The 20,297-nt window shown below is 68.8% G+C and carries 16 protein-coding genes; 3 read left to right on the forward strand and 13 right to left on the reverse strand.

Features of this window, described 5'->3' with window-relative positions; genetic code table 11:
* Positions 1-690 (reverse strand): FAD-binding protein (locus ITP53_RS41445; RefSeq protein ID WP_195900945.1); only part of this gene is annotated, 690 nt, incomplete at its 3' end.
* Positions 691-771: 81 nt separating this feature from the next.
* Between ITP53_RS41445 and ITP53_RS41450 the strand changes: the two genes are divergently transcribed.
* Entirely contained in the window at positions 772-1,119 is a 348-nt protein-coding gene (locus ITP53_RS41450; protein ID WP_195900946.1) for a PLD nuclease N-terminal domain-containing protein, read from the forward strand.
* A gap of 6 nt (positions 1,120-1,125) precedes the next feature.
* Here the strand turns inward: ITP53_RS41450 and araA are convergent, their stop codons facing one another.
* From araA to ITP53_RS41505, 11 genes are all read right to left on the reverse strand, one after another.
* Positions 1,126-2,592: an L-arabinose isomerase gene (gene araA / locus ITP53_RS41455; RefSeq protein WP_195900947.1), complete on the reverse strand. Its 1,467-nt coding sequence runs from the start codon at positions 2,590-2,592 to the stop codon at positions 1,126-1,128.
* On the reverse strand, positions 2,589-3,236 hold the full coding sequence (locus ITP53_RS41460) for an L-ribulose-5-phosphate 4-epimerase (RefSeq protein ID WP_236051724.1): 648 nt from the start codon (positions 3,234-3,236) through the stop codon (positions 2,589-2,591). The genes araA and ITP53_RS41460 overlap by 4 nt, the downstream gene beginning before the upstream one ends.
* A gap of 2 nt (positions 3,237-3,238) precedes the next feature.
* On the reverse strand, positions 3,239-4,969 hold the full coding sequence (gene araB, locus ITP53_RS41465; RefSeq protein WP_195900957.1) for a ribulokinase: 1,731 nt from the start codon (positions 4,967-4,969) through the stop codon (positions 3,239-3,241).
* Between the two features lie 56 nt (positions 4,970-5,025).
* Positions 5,026-6,039 (reverse strand): LacI family DNA-binding transcriptional regulator, encoded by a 1,014-nt coding sequence (locus ITP53_RS41470; protein ID WP_328817447.1) that lies wholly within the window; start codon positions 6,037-6,039, stop codon positions 5,026-5,028.
* Between the two features lie 42 nt (positions 6,040-6,081).
* The gene (mmsB, locus tag ITP53_RS41475; RefSeq protein WP_207757164.1) at positions 6,082-7,341 is read right to left on the reverse strand and encodes a multiple monosaccharide ABC transporter permease; all 1,260 of its coding nucleotides are present in this window, start codon (positions 7,339-7,341) and stop codon (positions 6,082-6,084) included.
* 5 nt (positions 7,342-7,346) lie between these two features.
* On the reverse strand, positions 7,347-8,876 hold the full coding sequence (mmsA, locus tag ITP53_RS41480; RefSeq protein WP_195900949.1) for a multiple monosaccharide ABC transporter ATP-binding protein: 1,530 nt from the start codon (positions 8,874-8,876) through the stop codon (positions 7,347-7,349).
* 150 nt (positions 8,877-9,026) lie between these two features.
* Positions 9,027-10,145 (reverse strand): multiple monosaccharide ABC transporter substrate-binding protein, encoded by a 1,119-nt coding sequence (gene chvE, locus ITP53_RS41485; RefSeq protein ID WP_195900950.1) that lies wholly within the window; start codon positions 10,143-10,145, stop codon positions 9,027-9,029.
* Positions 10,146-10,339: 194 nt separating this feature from the next.
* A complete protein-coding gene (gene yjfF / locus ITP53_RS41490; protein WP_195900951.1) occupies positions 10,340-11,323 on the reverse strand; it encodes a galactofuranose ABC transporter, permease protein YjfF in 984 nt (327 codons plus the stop codon).
* The gene (locus tag ITP53_RS41495) at positions 11,320-12,333 is read right to left on the reverse strand and encodes an ABC transporter permease (RefSeq protein WP_195900952.1); all 1,014 of its coding nucleotides are present in this window, start codon (positions 12,331-12,333) and stop codon (positions 11,320-11,322) included. The genes yjfF and ITP53_RS41495 overlap by 4 nt, the downstream gene beginning before the upstream one ends.
* Entirely contained in the window at positions 12,330-13,814 is a 1,485-nt protein-coding gene (locus tag ITP53_RS41500) for a sugar ABC transporter ATP-binding protein (RefSeq protein ID WP_195900953.1), read from the reverse strand. The genes ITP53_RS41495 and ITP53_RS41500 overlap by 4 nt, the downstream gene beginning before the upstream one ends.
* 400 nt (positions 13,815-14,214) lie before the next feature.
* Positions 14,215-15,213, reverse strand: coding sequence for an ABC transporter substrate-binding protein (locus tag ITP53_RS41505; protein WP_328817451.1), 999 nt, complete (start codon positions 15,211-15,213; stop codon positions 14,215-14,217).
* A 375-nt stretch (positions 15,214-15,588) separates the two neighbouring features.
* Between ITP53_RS41505 and ITP53_RS41510 the strand changes: the two genes are divergently transcribed.
* Entirely contained in the window at positions 15,589-19,008 is a 3,420-nt protein-coding gene (locus tag ITP53_RS41510; protein WP_195900954.1) for an alpha-L-arabinofuranosidase C-terminal domain-containing protein, read from the forward strand.
* Between the two features lie 140 nt (positions 19,009-19,148).
* On the opposite strand, the gene ITP53_RS41515 is transcribed toward ITP53_RS41510, so the two are convergent.
* The gene (locus tag ITP53_RS41515) at positions 19,149-19,895 is read right to left on the reverse strand and encodes a metallophosphoesterase (protein ID WP_195900955.1); all 747 of its coding nucleotides are present in this window, start codon (positions 19,893-19,895) and stop codon (positions 19,149-19,151) included.
* A gap of 79 nt (positions 19,896-19,974) precedes the next feature.
* On the opposite strand from ITP53_RS41515, the gene ITP53_RS41520 reads away from it, so the two are divergent.
* Positions 19,975-20,297: GntR family transcriptional regulator (locus ITP53_RS41520; RefSeq protein ID WP_195900956.1), on the forward strand; the 323-nt coding region annotated here is incomplete at its 3' end.

Raw genomic sequence — 20,297 nt, forward strand, 5'->3', positions numbered from 1 at the left:
GGTGCCGTACCAGTCGGGGGTGGTCAGCTCGGTGGTGCGCTTCAGCCAGACGCGGGTGTCGCGCCAGTCGGTGAAGAGGCTGACGCTGTAGCCGGCGGCGGTGATCTCGTCGTAGTCGGCGAGGGCGTCGACGGTCAGGCCCTCGCGGACGTACTGGCGTAGCTCGAAGGCGGGGACGAGGTCGAGGGTCACGGTGCTGACGACGCCGAGCGCGCCGAGGGCCACCACCGCGCCTGGGAAGTCGGCGTCGCCGCGCGAGAGCGTCAGCACCGAGCCGTCGGCGGTGACGAGGTCGAGCGCGGACACGGCGGCGGCCAAGCTGGGGATGGCGTCGCCGGAGCCGTGGGTGCCGGTCGCGACCGAGCCGGCCACGGAGATGTGCGGCAGCGAGGCCATGTTCGCCAGCGCGAACCCGGCCTGGTGCAGCAGCGGGGCCAGCCGCGCGTACGTCGTCCGCGCGGGCACCCGCACCTTGGCCGCGGCGCTGTCGATCTCCACGGCGTCCGGCATCCGGTCCAGCACCACGAGGTCGCCGGTCGTGTCCGCCACGTCGTTGAAGGAATGCGCACTCCCCAGCGCCCGCACCCGGGGGGTGGCCGCGACGAGCGACTGCAGCTCGTCGAGCGAGGTGGGATGATGAACGTCTCGCGCCCGGAATGCGGTGTTTCCCGCCCAGTTGGTCAAACTCACGGCCCCCACTTTCCCACAGCCCCGGCCTTGTCAGCCCGGCCGGGGGCCGCTAGTTTCATGAGCCGCTGACGGAGGTGTGCCGTGCTCATTCTGTCCCAGGTCGCCGGCCTGGCCACGCTCGCGCTCTGGCTCTACTGCCTCTTCGACGTGATCACCACCCCGGACACGATCTGCCGCAACCTGCCGAAGATCGCCTGGGTGCTCATCGTCCTGCTGTTCCCGCTCGTCGGCTCCATCATCTGGCTGGTGGCCGGCCGGCCGCAGCGGGCGCGGAGCGCCACGCAGCCGAGCGCGTTCCCGGAGTACGACCGTCCTGGCAGGTTCGCCGCCACCCGCCCCGACGACGACGAGGAGTTCCTGCGCCGCTGCCGCGAACGGGCGGAGGAGCAGCGCAGGAACGCCCCGAAGAAGCCGGCCGATGAGGACTAGAAGGGACTAGAAGCCCTGGGCCAGGCGGTAGTACGCCTGGTTCCAGCGCAGCTCCTTGGCGAACCGCTCGGTCGTCGTGCCGGCGTCGATGACCACCAGCTCCACACCCAGCATGTCGGCCAGGTCGGTCAGCTCCTCCCTGCCGACCGCCGTGGACAGCACCGTGTGGTGCGGGGCGCCGGCGGTGAGCCACGACTCCGTGGACGTACGCAGGTTCGGGCGGGGGCTCCAGACCGCGCGGGCCACCGGCAACTTGGGCAGCGGATGCGGCGGCGCCACGACGTCGATCTCGTTGGCCACCAGCCGGAACCGGTCGCCCATGTCCGCGAGGCCGACCACGATGCCGGAGCCCGGCTCGGCGTCGAAGACGAGCCTGACCGGGTCCTCCCGGCCGCCGATGCTCAGCGGGTGGATCTCGCACGACGGCGTGCCCGCCGCGATCGAGGGGCAGACCTCCAGCATGTGCGCGCCGAGGATGAGCTCCTCGCCGGGCGTCAGGTGGTAGGTGTAGTCCTCCATGAACGACGTGCCGCCAGCGCTTCCCCCATCAGAGACCGCCTTCAGCGTGCGCAGCAGCACCGAGGTCTTCCAGTCGCCCTCGCCGCCGAAGCCGTAGCCGTCGGCCATGAGCCGCTGCACGGCCAGGCCGGGGAGCTGGCGCAGGCCGCCGAGGTCCTCGAAGTTCGTGGTGAACGCCTTGAAGCCGCCGGACTCCAGGAAGCTCCGCAGGCCCAGCTCGATCCTGGCCGCGTAACGCAGCGACTCGTTGCGCTCGCCGAGCAGCTCGGGGGCCACGGTGTACTGCTCGGCGTACTCCTTGACCAGCGCAGACACGTCGGCGTCCGATGCCGCGTCCACGACCTCGACCAGGTCGTTGACGCCGTAGGTGTTGACCGAGACGCCGAAGCGCAGCTGCGCCTCCACCTTGTCGCCCTCGGTCACGGCCACGTCGCGCATGTTGTCGCCGAACCTGGCCAGCTTCAGCGTGCGCACCTCGGCCAGGCCCCTGGCGGCGCGTACCCAGGTCTCGACGCGCTCGGCCACGGACGGGTCGCTGACGTGCCCGGCCACGGTCTTGCGCGGCACGCCCAGGCGGGTCTGCACGTGGCCGAACTCGCGGTCGCCGTGCGCGGCCTGGTTGAGGTTCATGAAGTCCATGTCGATGGAGCTCCACGGCAGTTCCACGTTGGCCTGGGTGTGCAGGTGGAGCATGGGCTTGCGCAGCGCGTCGAGCCCGGCGATCCACATCTTGGCCGGGGAGAACGTGTGCATCCAGGTGATCACGCCGGCGCACGAGTCGTCGGCGTTGGCCTCCAGCATGACGCGCCTGATCGCCGCGGCGTCGGTGAGCACGGGCTTCCAGTCCACCGGCACGGGCAGCTGCTCGGCGATCCGCTGAGACTGCTCGGCCACCTGGCGCAGCGTGTCCTCGCCGTACAGTCCCTGGCTACCGGTCAGAAACCAGATGTTCAACGCGGGCTCCTCTGTCCGTAGACGTTCTGATAGCGGTCGTACAGGCGGTCGATGTCGTCCTGCGGGATGGGCAGGGGCTCGCCGAGCTGCCTGGCCACATGGACGGTACGGGCCACGTCCTCGCACATCACGGCCGCCTTCACCGCGGCCTTCGGATCCTTGCCGATGCTGAACACCCCGTGGTTGCGCATCAGCACGGCCTTGGAGCGGTGGCCCTTGAGCGTCTCGACGATGCCCTGCCCGATCGAGTCGTCGCCGATCAGCGCGAACGGGCCGACCGGGATCTCACCGCCGAACTCGTCGGCCATCGCGGTCAGCACGCACGGGATGGCCTCGCCGCGGGCGGCCCAGGCGGAGGCGTAGGTGGAGTGGGTGTGCACGACGCCGCCGACGTCGGGCATGTTGCGGTAGACGTACGCGTGCGCGGCCGTGTCGCTGGACGGCGCGTGCTCGCCCTCCACCAGGTTGCCGTCGAGGTCGCACACGACCATGTTCGCGGGGGTCAGCTCGTCGTAGGAGACCCCGGACGGCTTGATCACGAACAGGTCCTCACCCGGGACCCGCCCCGAGACGTTACCCGCCGTCCAAGCTACGAGGTTGTACCGGACCAGCTCGTTGTGCAGGTCGGCGACGGTCTTTCTCATGCTCATTGCCTCTCTCCGTGCGGCGGCTCGGTCGCCCCGAATGCCGTCGCCCTCCCCCGCTCTGGTCGCTGCGCTCGCGCCGCTCCTCCAGGCGACGGCGCTCCCTCGCTGCTCGCCTCGTTTCTGATCGCGCGGAGTCTGTGCAGCATCTGTCCGTCTCCGAAGAAGTCGTGGAGCCTGCGGAACTCGGCGTAGAGCCGGTCGTAGGCGTCGGCCCTGGCCGGGTCGGGCACATACGCCGCCGCGGTGCGCTTGCCCATCACCGCGGCGGCCTCCTCGATGCCCGGGTAGGCGCCGGCGGCGACGGCGGCGTGGATCGCCGACCCGAGCGCGGGACCCTGGTCGGAGCCGATGACCGACAGCGGCCGGCGCAGCACGTCGGCGTACACCTGCATGAGGAACGGGTTCTTCAGCAGGCCGCCGGCGACCACGAACTCCTCGACCGGCACACCCGACTTCTCGAACGTCTCCACGATCATCCGGGCGCCGAACGCGGTCGACTCGATGAGCGCCCGGTAGACGTCCTCGGGCTTGGTGGCCAGGGTCTGGCCGACGATGACGCCGGACAGGTTGTGGTCCACGAGCACCGAGCGGTTGCCGCCGAACCAGTCGAGCGCGACCAGGCCGTGCTGGCCCACGGCCTGCTGCTCGGCCAGCGCCGTGAGACGCTCGTGACCGCCGGCGTCCGGCCCGAAGGTGTCCACGAACCAGGCGAAGATGTCGCCGACCGCGGACTGCCCGGCCTCGTAGCCCCACAGGCCGGGGACGATGCCGTCGCGTACGACGCCGCACATGCCGGGCACCTCGGCGAGCTGGTCGCTGGGCATGATGTGGCAGGTGGAGGTGCCCATGATGGCCACCATCTGGCCGGGCCGCACGGCGTCCGCGGCGGCGGCGGTGACGTGGGCGTCCACGTTGCCGACGGCCACGGCGGTGCCTTCGGGCAGCCCGGTCCACTCGGCGGCCTCGGCGGTCAGGCGGCCTGCGAGGCCGCCGAGCGGGGCCAGCGTGGTGCCGTTGACCTTGTCGCCGACCTCACCGGTGGCGAGCTTGGCGGCGAAACCGGCGAAACCGGGGTTCAGCTCGGCGAGGAACTCCGCGGACGGGTAGCCGCCGTCCTGGAAGATCCCCTTGTAACCGGCCGTGCAGATGTTGCGGCTCTCGACGCCGGTGAGCCGCCAGATGATCCAGTCGGCCGCCTCGATCCAGCGTTCGGCCCTGGCGTACACGTCGGGGGCCTCTTCGAGGACCTGCAGGCCCTTGGCGAACTCCCACTCGGAGGAGATCTTGCCGCCGTAGCGCGGCAGCCAGCTCTCGCCCCGGCGCGCGGCCAGGTCGTTGATCCGGTCGGCGTGCGGCTGCGCGGAGTGGTGCTTCCACAGCTTGGGCCACGCGTGCGGCAGCTCGGGGGTCTCGAAGCACAGCGGCGTGCCGTCCGCCGTGGTGGGGAGCACGGTGCAGGCGGTGAAGTCCGTACCGACGCCGACGACGTCCTCGGGCGCGACGCCCGCGGCCGCGATCGCTTCGGGGACGGCGACGCGCAGCACGTCGATCCAGTCCTGCGGCGACTGCAGCGCCCAGTCGGGACCGAGGCGTACGCCGGGCCCAGCCGGTAGGGTCTGCTCGATGACGCGGTGGGCGTACTCGTGGACGGCGCTGCCCAGCTCGGCGCCGTCGGACACGCGCACGACGACGGCACGGCCGGACAGCGTGCCGAAGTCCACTCCGATCACATACTTGTTAGCGTTCACATTGCACTCCAGGGGTTTTTCCGGGGCATGGCCATCATCTACCTGGCGGGCGCCGTGCTGGATCTGACGACGAAGCTGGGCCTGACGACCAGGCGCTCGTACGCGGTGGGCCCGCTGTCGATCTGCCGTAGCAGCACCTCGATGCAGTGCCTGCCCACCACGTCGAAGTCCTGCCTGACCGTGGTGAGCGGCGGCGAGAAGAACGCAGACTCCGGGATGTCGTCGAAGCCCACCACGCTGATCTGGTCGGGCACCCGCACGCCCTTCTCCGACAGGGCGCGCAGCACGCCGAGCGCCATCTGGTCGTTGGCGGTGAAGACGGCCGTGACGCCGGACATCTCGGCCAGGCTCTTGCCCGCCTCGTAGCCGGCCCGCGGGCTCCAGTCGCCGGCCAGCGGCTCGGGCACCGGGCGGCCCGCCTCCTCCAGGGCCGAGCGCCAGCCCTCGATCCTGCCCTCGGTCTCCAGCCAGTCGGACGGCCCGCTGACGTGCCAGACGGTCTCGTGGCCCTGCTGGAGCAGGTGCCGCGTGGCCAGCCTGGCGCCCTCGATCTGGTCGATGCAGACCACGGACACCTCGGCGCTGTGCGTGCCCTCGACGGCGACCGCCGGCAGGCCGGCAGGCAGGTTCTCCAGGGCACGCCCGGCCGAGCGCTGCGGGGCGACCACCACCACCCCGTCCACGCCCTGCTCGGCGAGGTAGTCGATGGCCTCGCGCACGTTCGCGAGGTCGATCGACTTCAGGCTCACGATGCTGACGAAGTAGCCCGCGGTCCTGGCCGCCTGCTCGATGCCGTAGATCGTGCTGGCCGGGCCGTACAGGGTGGTGTCGAAGCTCACCACGCCGAGCGTCCGCGAGCGCTTGGTGACCAGGGCGCGGGCGACGAGGTTGCGGCGGTAGCCCAGCCTGGTGATCGCCTCCTCCACCCTGGCCCGGGTGTCCGCCCGGACGTTGGGGTGGTCGTTGAGCACACGGGAGACCGTCTGGTGCGACACCCCCGCCTCCTTGGCCACGTCGGCCATGACCGGCGGACGGCGCTTCGGGGTCGTCACGGTCTCTCCTTTCACTGAGCTGGAAGGATCATAGTGGGATGATCAACTCGCGGCGCCCGCCCGTCGCTTGGTCCACACGTCGAAGGCCACGGCCGCCAGCAGGACGGCGCCCTTGACGAGCATGACCCGCTCGCTCGGGGAGCCGATCAGGGACATGCCGTTGTTGATGACCGCCATGATCAGGCCGCCGGTGATCGCGCCGACCACCTTGCCGACCCCGCCCTGCACGGCCGCGCCGCCGATGAAGGCGGCGGCGATGGCGTCCAGCTCGAAGCTGTTGCCCGCCGTGGGACCCGCCTGGTTGAGCCGGCCGGCGAAGATGATGCCGGCGATGGCCGACAGCACACCCATGTTCACGAAGATCCAGAAGACGACCGACTTGACCTTCACGCCGGACATGACGGCCGCCTGGAGGTTGCCGCCGATGGCGTAGATCTGCCGGCCGAACACCGTACGGTTGGCCATCAGCGAGTACGCCAGCACGAGCACCGCCAGCAGCACCAGCACCCACGGCAGGTTCTTGAACCGGGCGAGTTGCACCACGAGGAAGAGGATCAGCGCCGCGCCGGCCGCCATCTTCAGCACGAACAGCGCGATCGGCTCGACCGCCTGGCCGTAACCGCGGCGGCCGCCCCTGGTGCGCCACTGGGACGTGACCATGCCCACGACGGCGACGAGGCCGATCAGCAGGCTGAACAGGTCGGCGCCGCCGAGCGGACCGAGGCCGATGTTGCCGAGGTAGCCGTTGGTGAAGCCGTTGGCCAGGGTGCGGACCTCGTCGGGGAACGGGCCGATGCCCTGGTTGCCGAGGACCGTCAGGGTCAGCGCCCTGAACAGCAGCATGCCGGCCAGCGTCACGATGAACGCCGGGATGCCGAAGTAGGCGATCCAGTATCCCTGCCAGGCCCCGATGAGGGCGCCGGCCACCAGTGTGATCAGCAGGGCCAGCGGCCACGGCAGGCCCATGTTGACCATCAGCACCGCGGACAGGGCTCCCGTGACCGCGACCACCGAGCCGACCGACAGGTCGATGTGCCCGGCGATGATGACCAGGATCATCCCGATCGCCAGGATCAGGACGTAGGAGTTCTGGACGATGATGTTGGAGATGTTCTGCGGCTGGAGCAGGGCGCCGTCGGTGAGCACCGAGAACAGCACGATGATCAGCGCGAAGGCGATGTAGATGCCGCTGGATCGCAGGTTCAGCGACAGTCCGCCGAGCGACACCCGGCCCGGCTGCCGTGGCGGCCCCCCGTCGCCCTTGGCGCCGACCTCCACGTCGGCGGGCGTGATGCTGCTCATCAGAGCTACTCCTGTCCCTTGGTCATGAGGTGCATGAGGTGTTCCTGCGTGGCGTCCTGACGCGGCACCTCGCCGGTGATGCGGCCCTCGGAAAGCGTGTAGATGCGGTCGCACAGGCCGAGCAGCTCAGGCAGCTCAGAAGAGATCACCAGCACGGCTTTGCCCTGGTCGGCCAGGCGGTTGATGATCGTGTAGATCTCGTACTTGGCGCCGACGTCGATGCCCCGGGTGGGCTCGTCCAGGATGAGCACGTCGGGCTCGGTGAGGATCCACTTGGAGAGCACGACCTTCTGCTGGTTGCCGCCGCTCAGCTTGCCCACGACGCTGTCGACGCTCGGCGCCTTGATGTTCATGCTCTTGTGGAACTCTTCCGCGACACGGTATTCCTCGTGCTCGTTCACCCAGCCGCGCCTGGCCAGGCCCTTGAGCCCGGCCGCGCTGATGTTGCGCTTGATGTCCTCGATGAGGTTGAGCCCGTACCGCTTGCGGTCCTCGGTGGCGTAGGCGATGCCGTGCCTGATCGCGTCCTGCACGTTGCGGATGTCGATCGGCTTGCCGTCCTTGAAGATCTTGCCGGAGATGTGGACGCCGTACGCGCGCCCGAACACGCTCATCGCCAGCTCCGTGCGCCCGGCGCCCATCAGCCCCGCGAGACCGACGATCTCGCCCCGGCGCAGCGTGAGGGCGGCCCCGTCGACCACCTTCCGACCGGGCTGGCTGGGGCTGTACACCGTCCAGTCCTCGATGCGCAGCGCCTCGTCGCCGACCGTCGGCTCGTGCGGCGGGAAGCGGTTGTCCAGCGCGCGGCCGACCATCCCGGAGATGATGCGGTCCTCGGTGACGTGGTCTCCTGCCATGTCCAGCGTCTCGATCGTCCGGCCGTCGCGGATGATCGTGACGGAGTCGGCGATCGCGATGACCTCGTTGAGTTTGTGGGAGATGATCACGCAGGTGATGCCCTCGTCCCGCAGCCCGCGCAGCAGGTCGAGCAGGTGGGCGGAGTCGTCGTCGTTGAGCGCGGCGGTCGGCTCGTCGAGGATGAGGAGCTTGACCTCCTTCGACAGCGCCTTGGCGATCTCGACGAGCTGCTGCTTGCCGACGCCGATGTCGGAGATCGGCGTCGTCGGGTTCTCGTGCAGGCCGACCCGCTTCATCAGCTCGTCGGCCTCGTAGTTGGTCCGGTTCCAGTCGATGAGACCGCGCCTGGCGCGCTCGTTGCCGAGGAAGATGTTCTCGGCGATCGACAGCTGCGGGCTGAGCGCCAGCTCCTGGTGGATGATGACGATGCCCGCGTGCTCGCTGTCCCGGATGCCGCCGAACTCGCACGGCTTGCCCTCGAAGGTGATCTCGCCTTCGTAGTCGCCGTACGGGTAGACGCCGGACAGCACCTTCATCAGGGTGGACTTGCCGGCGCCGTTCTCGCCGCAGATCGCGTGGATCTCGCCCCGCCGCACGGACAGGTTGACGTCCTGCAGCGCCTTCACCCCCGGGAACGTCTTGGTGATCCCGCTCATCCGCAAGATGTGCTCGGTCATATGTCCCTCGCGTCACTAATGAGAAAGCTGCTAAAAGGCTGCCGCCACGGCCTTGGCCGGGCACGAACAGTGGGACGGCAGGCTGGTGAGCAGGTTTCCTGTTAGCCGGGAGAACCCCGGGGACCCGCGCGGGATCCCCGGGGCGGGCCCTTACTTGAGCTGGTCCTCGGTGTAGTAGCTACCGCCGACGATGATCTCCTGGTAGTTGCTCTTGTCCACGATCACGGACTCGAGCAGGTACGAGGGAACGACCTTGTTGCCGTTGTCGTAGTCCTTGGTGTTGTTCACCTCGGGCTGGCCGCCCTTGAGCACGGCGTCGGCCATCTTCACGGTCTGCTCGGCGAGCTTGCGCGTGTCCTTGAAGATGGTGGAGTACTGCTCGTCGGCGATGATCGACTTGACCGACGCGAGCTCGGCGTCCTGGCCGGTCACGGTCGGGTACGGCTGGCCGCTGGTGCCGTAGCCGGAGCTCTTGAGCGCCGACAGGATGCCGATGGACAGGCCGTCGTACGGCGAGAGCACGCCGTCGACCTTGGCGCCGCCCGTGTAGGTCTTGGTGAGGATGTCCTCCATGCGCTTCTGCGCGGTGGCCGGGTCCCAGCGCAGGATGGCGGCGGTCTTGAAGTCGGTCTGGCCGCTCTTGATCACCAGCGTGCCGTCGTCGATCTTCGGCTGGAGGACGGACATGGCGCCGTTCCAGAAGAACGTGGCGTTGTTGTCGTCAGGGGAGCCACCGAACAGCTCGACGTTGAAGGGGCCCTTCTCGCCGTCCTCGACGCCGAGGCCCTTCAGCAGCGAGGTCGCCTGCTGCACGCCGACCTTGAAGTTGTCGAACGTGGCGTAGTAGTCGACGTTGGGGCTGTTGCGGATCAACCGGTCGTAGGCGATGACCGGGATCTTGGCGTCGGCGGCCTGCTGGAGCTGCGAGCTGATCGCGGTGCCGTCGATCGAGGCGATGATCAGGAGCTTGGCACCCTTGGTGATCTGGTTCTCGATCTGGTTGACCTGGGTGGGGATGTCGTCCTGCGCGTACTGGAGGTCGACCTTGTAGCCCAGCTGCTCGAGCTGCTTCTTGACGTTGTCGCCGTCGTGGATCCACCGCTCCGACGACTTCGTCGGCATGGTGACGCCGACCAGAGCGCCGGCGTTGCCGGCGGCCGCCGAGGAGGAAGCCTCGGCATCGACCGTCTTCTGGCTGGAGCCACAGGCCGTCATGGTCGCGGCGAGCGCGATGGCGGACACCACGCCCCCGATCCGTCCCAACCTCATGTCATCTCCTTGCGATGGGGGTCGCGGCAGCGCTGGACGCGGCAGCTGCCGGCAAAGTGAGGAATTCACTCACGGAACGTGACGAATCAGAACATCATTCGCGCTTCGCTCCTCGCCGATTGTTATCGCTAACAACGACTATGTCAACGTCGGCCGATAACCTCCCGGAAACTTTCGGGTAACTTTCGTCCAGGTCAGCGGCGTGCGCGAGCCGAGAATACGCGTTGCAGCAAGATGAAGACGAACAGCAGCAGTCCGATGAAGATCTTCGTCCACCAGGACGACAAGGTGCCCTCGAAGCTGATGATCGTCTGGATCAGCCCGAGCACGAGCACGCCGAGCACGGTGCCGAGCAGGAAGCCGCTACCGCCCGTGAGCAACGTGCCGCCGATGACGACCGCCGCGATCGCGTCCAGTTCCATGCCCACCGCGTGCAGGCCGTAGCCCGAGAGCATGTAGAACGAGAGCAGCACGCCGCCGAGCGCCGAGCAGAACCCACTGATCGTGTACACCGCGATCTTCGTCCGGGCCACCGGCAACCCCATCAGCAGCGCCGACTGTTCGCTGCCGCCGGTGGCGTAGACGGACCGGCCCAGGCGCGTGTAGTGCAGCACGTACGCCGCCACGAGCACGACCACCACCGCCACGATCACACTGGGCGAGATCCACATGTCGGCGAACAGGTCGATCCTGGCCTGCGCGAACGCCGTGAACGTCGGGTCCTCGATGGGGATCGAGTCGGTCCCGATCGTGTAGCACAGCCCCCTGGCCAGGAACATCCCCGCCAGCGTCACGATGAACGGCTGGATGTCGAAGGCGTGCACGATGTAACCCATCACCAGCCCCAGCCCGGACCCGATGGCCAGCACCAGCGGAACCACCAGGTACGGCGGCCACCCCGGCCCCGCCATGAGACTGGCCGAGATCATCGTCGACAGGGCCACCACGGAGCCGACCGACAGGTCGATGCCCCCGGTGAGGATCACGAACGTCATCCCGACCGCCACCACCAGCAGGAAGGCGTTGTCGATGAAGACGTTGAGAATCACCTGCCCGCTGGCGAACCCCTCGTAGCGGATCCCGCCCGCCACGAACATCGCCACGAAAAGGCAACCGGTCACCAGAACCGGCAGATACTTGACCGGCACAGCAGCCCGGCCCACCGTCATCGTGCTCATGTGGTGACTCGTACCTTCTCCTCGGGGGTGAGGCTGGGCGGAGCCGGTCGGCCGCGCCGGCGGAAGGCCTTCTCGCGGAAGGACGGGGACTGGATGAGGCACACGGCCGTCACGACCAGCGCCTTGAACAGCAGCGTGGTCTCCGGTGGCACGCCGATCGAGTAGATCGTCGTGGTCAGGGTCTGGATGATGAGCGCGCCCAGCACGGTGCCGCCGAGCGAGAACCGGCCGCCGGCCAGCGACGTGCCGCCGATCACCACGGCCAGGATGGCGTCCAGCTCGATCCACAGGCCGGCGTTGTTGCCGTCGGCGCTGGAGACGTTCGAGCTGATCATCAGCCCGGCGACGCCCGCGCACAGGGCGGCGAACGCGTACACCATGATGATGATCCCGCGTGACCTGATGCCGGCGAGCCTGCTGGCCTCGGCGTTGCCGCCGACCGACTCGATCAGCATGCCCAGCGCCAGACGCCTGGTGAGGAACGCGGTGATCGCCAGCACGGCGAGCACGATGAAGATGCCGAACGGCACGGTCAGCCAGTAGCCGCCGCCGATCAGCTTGTACGCCGGGCTGTTGACGGTGATGATCTGGCCGTCGGTGATGAGCTGCGCCAGGCCCCGCCCCGCCACCATGAGGATCAGCGTGGCGATGATCGGCTGGATGCCCACGGCCGCGACGAGGAACCCGTTCCAGGCCCCGAGCACCAGGCACAGTCCGAGTGCCATCGCCACGGCGGCGAGCACGCCCTGGTCCTGGCTGATCTGCAGGCACGCCAGCGCGCCCGAGATCGCCACGACCGAGCCGACCGACAGGTCGATGCCGCCGGTGGCGATGACCAGGGTCATGCCGAGCGAGACCAGGATCAGCGGGGCGCCGAAGCGCAGGATGTCGATCAGGCTGCCGTACAGGTGGCCGTCCCTGACCTGGATCGAGAAGAAGCTCGGCGTGAAGAACACGTTCAGTACCAGCAGCAGCGCCAGCACCACGACCGGCCACAGCAGGCGTCTCATGAGGCTCGACCTCCGCTCGCGATGGTCTCCATCAGGACGTCGGTGGTCAACCGGTCGTCGTTGGGCAGCTCGGCCACCAGCCGCCGGTCGCGCAGCACCCCGACCTTGTGGCTGAGCCGCAGCACCTCCTCCAGCTCGGCGGAGATGAACAGCACCGCCACGCCGCCGTCGGACAACTCCGCGACGAGGCGCTGGATCTCGGCCTTCGCGCCGACGTCGATGCCCCGGGTGGGCTCGTCGAGGATGAGCAGCCTGGGCTCCAGGATGAGCCACCTGGCCAGCACGACCTTCTGCTGGTTGCCGCCGCTGAGGTTGCGTACCAGGTGCTCGGGGTTGGGCGGGCTGATCCTCAGCGCCTTGACGTACCTGCCGACCAGCTCGTCCTGCTGCTCGCGCGGCACCGGCCTGGTCCAGCCTCTGGTGGCCTGGAGGGCGAGGATGATGTTCTCGCGCACGGTCAGGTCGGGGATGAGCCCGTCGGACTTGCGGTTCTCCGAGCAGAACGCGATCCTGTGCTTCATGGCCGCGCGCGGCGTGCGTAACGACGCCGGCGCGCCGCCGACCGCGATCTCGCCCGTGCCCGCGTGGTCGGCCCCGAACAACAGCCTGGCGATCTCCGTACGGCCGGAGCCGAGCAGCCCCGCCAGGCCGACCACCTCGCCCTCGTGGATGGTGAGCGAGAACGGCTCGATGGCCCCCGTCCTGCCCAGCCCGCGCGCCTCCACCAGCGGCCGGTCGAAGACCTTGGCCTCGCCGTGCAGCCGTTCGAGCGCGGCCAGCTCCTGGCCGATCATCTTGGCGACGAGCTGGACCTGGCTCAGCTCACTGGTCAGGTACTCGCCGACGAGCCGGCCGTTGCGAAGAATCGTCATACGGTCGGAAATTTCGTAGATCTGGTCGAGAAAGTGGGAAACGAAGAGGATGGCGATGCCTTCCTCCTTGAGCCGCCTCATCACCCTGAACAGCTGCTCGACCTCCTCCGCGTCCAGGCTGGACGTGGGCTCGTCGAGGATCAGCACCCTGGCGTCGATGTCGATCGCCCGCGCGATCGCCACCATCTGCTGGATGGCCGGCGAGTACGACGACAGCGGCGCGGACACGTCCAGGCTCAGCTCCAGCCTCGACAACAGCTCACCCGCCCTGGCCCGCATCCGCTTCCAGTCGATACGCCCCAGGCGGCGCGGCTCGCGGCCGATGAAGATGTTCTCGGCCACGGAGAGGTTCGCGCAGAGGTTGACCTCCTGGTAGACCGTGCTGATCCCGCCCTGCTGCGCCTCCAGGGGACTCCCGAACGCGACGGGCACGCCACCCAGCTCGATCCGGCCCACGTCGGCGGGATACACCCCGGTGAGCACCTTGATCAGGGTGGACTTGCCCGCGCCGTTCTCCCCCATGAGCGCATGCACCTCACCGGGCAACAACCGCAGATCCACACCGTCGAGGGCCTTGACCCCTGGAAACCCCTTGCCAATCCCACTCATAGTAAGAATCGCGTTCATCAGGGCCTCCCCGAAAGACCCCGGGCTTCAGTCCCGGGGAGGAACGGGGAGCGCGGGAGGGCCGCCAAGGCCCGGGCGGTGCGGTGACCACGTAGTCTTCGCATGCGGGTCCCCCTTCTCTTGGTGTGGTTCGTGTGTTCGGATCGGCCGACGATAACCAAGCCGGCTGGTCCGGGCCTACCGCCGGGCCGGCGGGATGTGAAGCCTGTGGAGGCCACGTAAGACCGGTCGCACACCTTCGGGCGTGCGTGGGCTGCCGCCGGTGAAGCAGGAAGATCCGACCCGTGAGGGTGGGAATCCCCCAGATTCATCTGTGGGGAGGATGTCAATGGCCTCACTCCGCGAGGCGGGCCGGCCGCTGAGGGCCGGCCCGGTCGCTGGGTCAGTACTGGCGGGTGGAGAGGACCTGCTTGGCCTGCTCCTGGGTGAACGTGGTCTCCTCGGTCACCACGCGAGGCGGCACCTGCTCACCGTTCAGGACCTTCTTGGCCAGGTCCATGAGCTGCGGGCCGAGCAGCGGGGAGCACTCGACGATGTAGTTGATCTTCCCGTCGGCGAGCGCCTGCATGCCGTCCTTGACGGCGTCCACCGTGATGATCTTGATGTCCTGGCCGGGCACCTTGCCCGCGCCCTCGATCGCCTCGATCGCGCCAAGACCCATGTCGTCATTGTGCGCGTAGAGCACGTCGATGTCCGGGGTCGACTTCAGGAAGGCCTCCATGACCTCCTTGCCCTTGGCCCTGGTGAAGTCGCCGGTCTGCGAGGCGACGACCTTGAACTTCGGGTCGGCCCCGATGACCTCGGCGAACCCCGCCTTGCGGTCGTTGGCCGGCGCCGAGCCTGTCGTGCCCTGCAACTCGACGATGTTCACCGGATCGGTGCCGTCCTTGTACTCCTCGACCAGCCACTGGCCGGCCTTCTTGCCCTCCTCGATGAAGTCCGAGCCGAGGAAGGTCTTGTAGAGGCTCGTGTCCTGGGAGTCCACGGCGCGGTCGGTCAGGATGACCGGGATGTTCGCGCCCTTGGCCTCCTTCAGCACTGTGTCCCAGCCGGACTCCACCACCGGCGAGAAGGCGATGATGTCCACCTTCTGCTGGATGTAGGAGCGGATGGCCTTGATCTGGTTCTCCTGCTTCTGCTGGGCGTCGGAGAACTTGAGCGTGACGCCCGCGTTCTTCGCCGAGTCCTGCACGGACTTCGTGTTCGCGGTCCGCCAGCCGCTCTCCGCGCCCACCTGGGAGAAGCCCATGGTGATCGAGTCGCCGCCACCGCCCGAGTCGCCGCCACCGCCCGAGCTGCCGCTGCCGCCACCGCTGCCGCAGGCCGCCACCGACATCGCGGTGAGCCCGGCGAGTACCAACGCCGAGATCCTCTTCAGCACGTGAGGTTCCCTTCTGATGTGAGCGCTAACATCCCAGGCGGGCGCCAACGCTTCCTGCCTTCCAGTACGCCTTCACACCCGGGGGTCCCCGCGACCCCGGCATCACACCCGGACCGTGCCGGCTCCCGCCCTCACACCCGGACGGCCCGCCCGCTCCAGCACGGTCCGCCACCCGGACACGCCGTGCTCCTTTCCTGGCTTGGCCCCGACTGTGAACGTTAACAACGGGTCTCGTCAAGGGTCGCTCTATTACGGTCGGGTTACACGGACCCCTCTTGACGGCGCTCTCCGGCGGTTCTTAACTTGTCGCGAATCGCTGATGTTAACGCTCACTTGTTTTGTTAACGCTAACAGTCCGTGAGGAGCCCTCCACTCATGACGCGAATCGCCTTATCCGCCCTGCTCATAGCGGGCCTGCTGGTGGTGCCGCAGGCCGCCGCGCTGGCGGATCCCACGGCCGCGCCGGCCGACCCCATCCCGGCGGGCGCCGTCGTCGACCAGTTCGACGGCACCACGCTCGGCGCGGACTGGAGCGTCCTGTCCCCCGACGACTCCCGCTGGTCGGTGTCGGACGGCGCGCTCCACGTGGACACGCTGACCGGCGACACCCACCAGGGCACGAACAACGCCAGGAACCTCTTCCTGGTCGACGTGCCCGACGGCGACTTCGAGGTGGTCGCGCGGTTCACCGCGCCGGTCGCTCTGGACTACCAGAGCGCGGGCCTCCTGGCCTGGCAGGACTGGGACAACTACGTACGGGCCGGGCTGGCCCACGTCGGATCCGCCGGCGGACCGGTGATCGAGACGGCCACCGAGGTCGGCGCCGCGTTCAGCTCGGCCTTCGCGGCCCGGCCGGGCTCGGCCGCCGAGACGCTCAAGCTGGCCAGGACCGGCGACGACTTCGTCTCCTCCTACTGGAACGGCTCGGCCTGGGTGCAGGCGTCCAGGACGACCGCCGGGCTCGACGTCGAACAGCTCGGGCTGTACGCGCTCTCGGCGCAGAACGGCACGGCCATCCGGGCCGATTTCGACTACGTCGCGATCAAGGCGAGCGAAGGACAGGCCGTTGTCCCGTCGGGGTCGTTCACGTTGCGGGAGACGGCGCTGCCGTACCTGTCGGCGGACCGCTCGGGAGTGGTGCGGGCCTCGGCGAAGGCGCCGATGACCAGCCTGACCGTCACGGCCGAGCCCAGCGGCGCGGGCGTGACGCTGAAGGACACGGACACCGGCAGGTACCTGGAGGCCGCCACGACCATGCGCCTGAGCAGGACCGCGTCGGTGTTCCAGCTCAAGGACGCGGGCGGCGGCAAGGTGACGGTGTCCTCGGGCGGCAGGAACGTCTCGATCAGCGACGGGAAGCTGGTCATGGGTACGGACGCGGCCAGGTTCCGCGTCGAGGGCTACTCCTCGGGCAAGCTCACGGTGGACACCAAGGCACGCGGCACGAAGGTCGGCCCCAACCTCTACGGCGTCTTCTACGAGGACATCAACCACGCCGCCGACGGCGGGCTCTACGCGGAGCTGGTGCAGAACCGCTCGTTCGAGTTCAACGCGACCGACGAGCGCTCCTACACCGGGCTGACCGCGTGGACCAAGGCCGAGCGGGGCGCCACCGCGACCCTGGCGGTCACCGGCGAGCAGCCGCTGAACGACGGCAACCGCAACTACCTGCGGCTCGACGTGACCGGTGACGGCACGGCCGGGGTGAGCAACGCCGGGTTCAACCGCGGCCTGCCGCTGAAGGAGGACAGGCGCTACGACCTGTCCGTGTGGGCCAGGCGCTCGGCGGCCGGCCCGCTGACGGTCACCGCGGAGGCCGGCGCCACCGTGCTCGGCAAGGCCACGCTGCAGGTCGAGGCGGGCGCCTGGGCCAAGTACACCGCCTCGTTCACGTCGTCGGGCACCACCGACGCGGGCCGCCTGGTCATCCAGGCCCCCGGCGGGCGGACGGATCTCGACATGATCTCGCTGTTCCCGCGCGACACGTTCAAGGGCAGGAAGAACGGCATGCGCGCCGACCTGGCGAAGCTGATCGCGGACCTGGAACCGCAGTTCCTGCGCTTCCCCGGCGGCTGCGTGACGAACGTCGGCACGTACGACCCGTACTCGGACAAGCAGGACCGGCGCCGCATCTACCAGTGGAAGGAGACGATCGGCCCGGTCGAGGAGCGGCCCACGAACTTCAACTTCTGGGGCTACAACCAGAGCTACGGCATCGGCTACTACGAGTACTTCCAGTTCGCCGAGGACATCGGGGCCGAGGCGCTGCCCGTGCTGTCGGTGGGCGTGAACGGTTGCGGCGAGAACCGTCCGCTCACCGACGAGGCCAAGCTGGCCAGGTGGGTGCAGGACACGCTGGACCTGATCGAGTTCGCCAACGGGCCCGTGACGTCGGAATGGGGTAAGAAGCGGGCGGCGCTCGGGCATCCGAAGCCGTTCGGGCTGGACTACATCGGGCTCGGGAACGAGGAGATCTACGAGGAGTTCTTCACGAACTACCCGAAGTTCGCCGACGCGATCAGGGCGAAATATCCGGACATCAAGATCATAAGCAACTCTGGGCAGACGTCGCAGGGCGCCTGGTTCGACCGGATGTGGCAGTTCGCCCGCGACCAGAAGGCGGACCTGGTCGACGAGCACTACTACAACAACCCGGACTGGTTCCTGGCCAACAACCACCGCTACGACTCCTATGACCGCAGCGGGCCGAAGGTGTTCGTGGGCGAGTACGCCTCCCGGGGCAACACGTTCTACAACGCCCTGAGCGAGGCGTCGTACATGACGGGCATCGAGCGCAACGCCGACGTCGTGGAGTTGTCCTCGTACGCGCCGCTGCTGTCCAACGTGGACTACGTGGACTGGACGCCGGACCTCATCTGGTTCGACAACGACGAGGCGTACGGCTCGCCCAGTTACCACGTGCAGCGGCTGTTCTCCACGAACGTGGGCGAGCGGGTGCTGCCGAGCACGTTCGAGGGCGCGGCCAGGCCGGTGGACGACATCAGCGGCGCGATCGGGCTGGGCTCGTGGAACACCGAGGTCAGGTACGACGACGTGAAGGTCACCGCGGCCGACGGGACCGAGCTGCTGTCGGACGACTTCTCGGCCGGCGCCGGCAAGTGGACGCCGGGTCTCGGCACCTGGGCCGTACAGGACGGGACCTACGTGCAGACGGCGCGGGTGGAGGACGCCAGGTCCACGGCGGGTTCGGCCGACTGGTCGAACTACACGGTGGAGGTGACCGCCCGCAAGACCGGCGGCGCGGAGGGCTTCCTGGTGATGTTCGGAGTGCGTGACACCGGCAACTTCTACTGGTGGAACGTCGGCGGCTGGAACAACACCCAGTCGGCCATCGAGAAGGCCGTGAACGGCGGCAAGTCCGCGATCAGCACCTCCACCACGACGGTGGAGACCGGGCGGGACTACCGGCTCAAGGTCGAGGTGAACGGCAGGAAGATCACGACCTGGCTGGACGGTGCGAAGGTCGGCGAGTTCGTGGACTCCGCCACGGTGGAGCCCCTCTACCAGGTGGTGTCCAGGGACGGGAGGTCGGTGACGCTCAAGGTCGTCAACGCGCAGGACACGGCCGTACGCGGCAGCGTGGACCTGGGCCGGGCGCGGTTCCAGCCGACGGCGAAGGTGACCTCGCTGGCCGGCGCGCCCTCCGACACGAACTCGATCGCCGAGCCGGACAAGGTGGCGCCGGTCGAGCGGCGGGTGAACGGCTTCTCCTCCGCCTTCACCTACGACTTCCCGGCCAACTCGGTGACCTTCATCGAACTCACCGAGCGCTGACCCGTGGCGGGCCCTCCCAGGGCCCGCCCTCTCGGATCGCGCGGGCGGGTCCTTCCGAGGACCCACCCACGGATCACCCGGGCCGGTCCTCTCGGGGGCTCGCCACCGGATGAACGCGGGCGGGTCCTCTCGGGGCCTGCCTACTGGATCACGCGGTGGTAGGTGGTCATCCGGCCCTCGTCGTCGAGGACGTGGAACGCGATCGACGGCGGGAGGTCGTAGTCGAGGCAGTCGGCGAACGACGTGCCGCCCTCCCACGGCAGCTTCAGCGTGGAGATGACGCCCGGGGCGGCCAGCAGCGGGCGACCGGCGAACGTCGTGACCGCCGCCATGTGGGCGTGGCCGACCAGCACGGCGGCCACGTTCGGGTGCCCGGCGACCAGCTCCGCGAGGCGCTCGTGACGGTGCAGCCTGATCCCGTCGGCGGGCGGGCTGTGCAGGATCACCGGCGGGTGGTGGAACGCCACGAACACCGGCCGGTCCGCGCTCTCCACCACCCCCTCCAGCCAGGTGATCGTCTCGTCGTCCAGGTGGCCGGCGTTCTCGCCGGGGATGGAGGAGTCGCACATGGCGTACACCGCGGCGGCGGTGCGGCGTACCTGGTTGATCGGGCCCGCGTGCGGCGGCTCGCCGAGGAGCACGCGGCGGAACCGCTCGCGTACGTCGTGGTTGCCGGGACCGGCCAGGACCGGATGGCGCGAGGAGAGCACCTTGGCCGCCGCCTCGTACTCCTCCACGGTGCCGTGGTCGGCGATGTCACCGGTGACGAGGACCTGGTCGAAGTCGTACGGCAGCGAGTCCAGGTAGCGCATCGCGGCGTTCGCGCGGTCGGTGCTGTCCGGGCTGCCGCCGATGTGGATGTCGCTCAGGTGGGCTATCACGATCATGTATCTGGTCCTTCTCCGGGTTTGACCTGCTCACCTTAGTTATGCCGGAGGACCCGGACCAATCATAAGATCCGGTTCCGTGCGGAAAAGTTGGGCCGGTTTCGGGGTGGATCTCCATCTGGAGGTGTCCGCGGGCGGTGGGCGGCGACGGGGGCTGGAGGACGCGCTGCGCGCGGCCGTGCGGGACGGGAGGCTGCCGCCCGGCACCCGGCTGCCGTCCACGCGGTCGCTGGCGGCCGAGCTGGGGCTGTCGCGCGGCACGGTGAGCGCCGCCTACGACCAGCTCGTCGAGGAGGGCTACCTGACCACCCGCCCGGGCGCGGCGACCGAGGTGGCCAACGTGCCCGTCTCACGCACATCCCCCGGCCCCTGCCCCCATACCGCGCACATCCTCGACCCCGC

It is taken from the genome of Nonomuraea cypriaca (assembly GCF_015645445.1).
GTDB classification, from domain to species: Bacteria; Actinomycetota; Actinomycetes; order Streptosporangiales; family Streptosporangiaceae; genus Nonomuraea; species Nonomuraea cypriaca.

Coding starts and splice junctions, on each gene's coding strand:
- ITP53_RS41460 (WP_236051724.1), bottom strand. CDS start 3,236: ATGAGAAAGACCGTCGCCGACCTGCACAACGAGCTGGTCCGGTACAAC.
- mmsB (WP_207757164.1), bottom strand. CDS start 7,341: ATGAGCAGCATCACGCCCGCCGACGTGGAGGTCGGCGCCAAGGGCGAC.
- mmsA (WP_195900949.1), bottom strand. CDS start 8,876: ATGACCGAGCACATCTTGCGGATGAGCGGGATCACCAAGACGTTCCCG.
- chvE (WP_195900950.1), bottom strand. CDS start 10,145: ATGAGGTTGGGACGGATCGGGGGCGTGGTGTCCGCCATCGCGCTCGCC.
- yjfF (WP_195900951.1), bottom strand. CDS start 11,323: ATGAGCACGATGACGGTGGGCCGGGCTGCTGTGCCGGTCAAGTATCTG.
- ITP53_RS41495 (WP_195900952.1), bottom strand. CDS start 12,333: ATGAGACGCCTGCTGTGGCCGGTCGTGGTGCTGGCGCTGCTGCTGGTA.
- ITP53_RS41500 (WP_195900953.1), bottom strand. CDS start 13,814: ATGAGTGGGATTGGCAAGGGGTTTCCAGGGGTCAAGGCCCTCGACGGT.
- ITP53_RS41510 (WP_195900954.1), top strand. CDS start 15,589: ATGACGCGAATCGCCTTATCCGCCCTGCTCATAGCGGGCCTGCTGGTG.
- ITP53_RS41515 (WP_195900955.1), bottom strand. CDS start 19,895: ATGATCGTGATAGCCCACCTGAGCGACATCCACATCGGCGGCAGCCCG.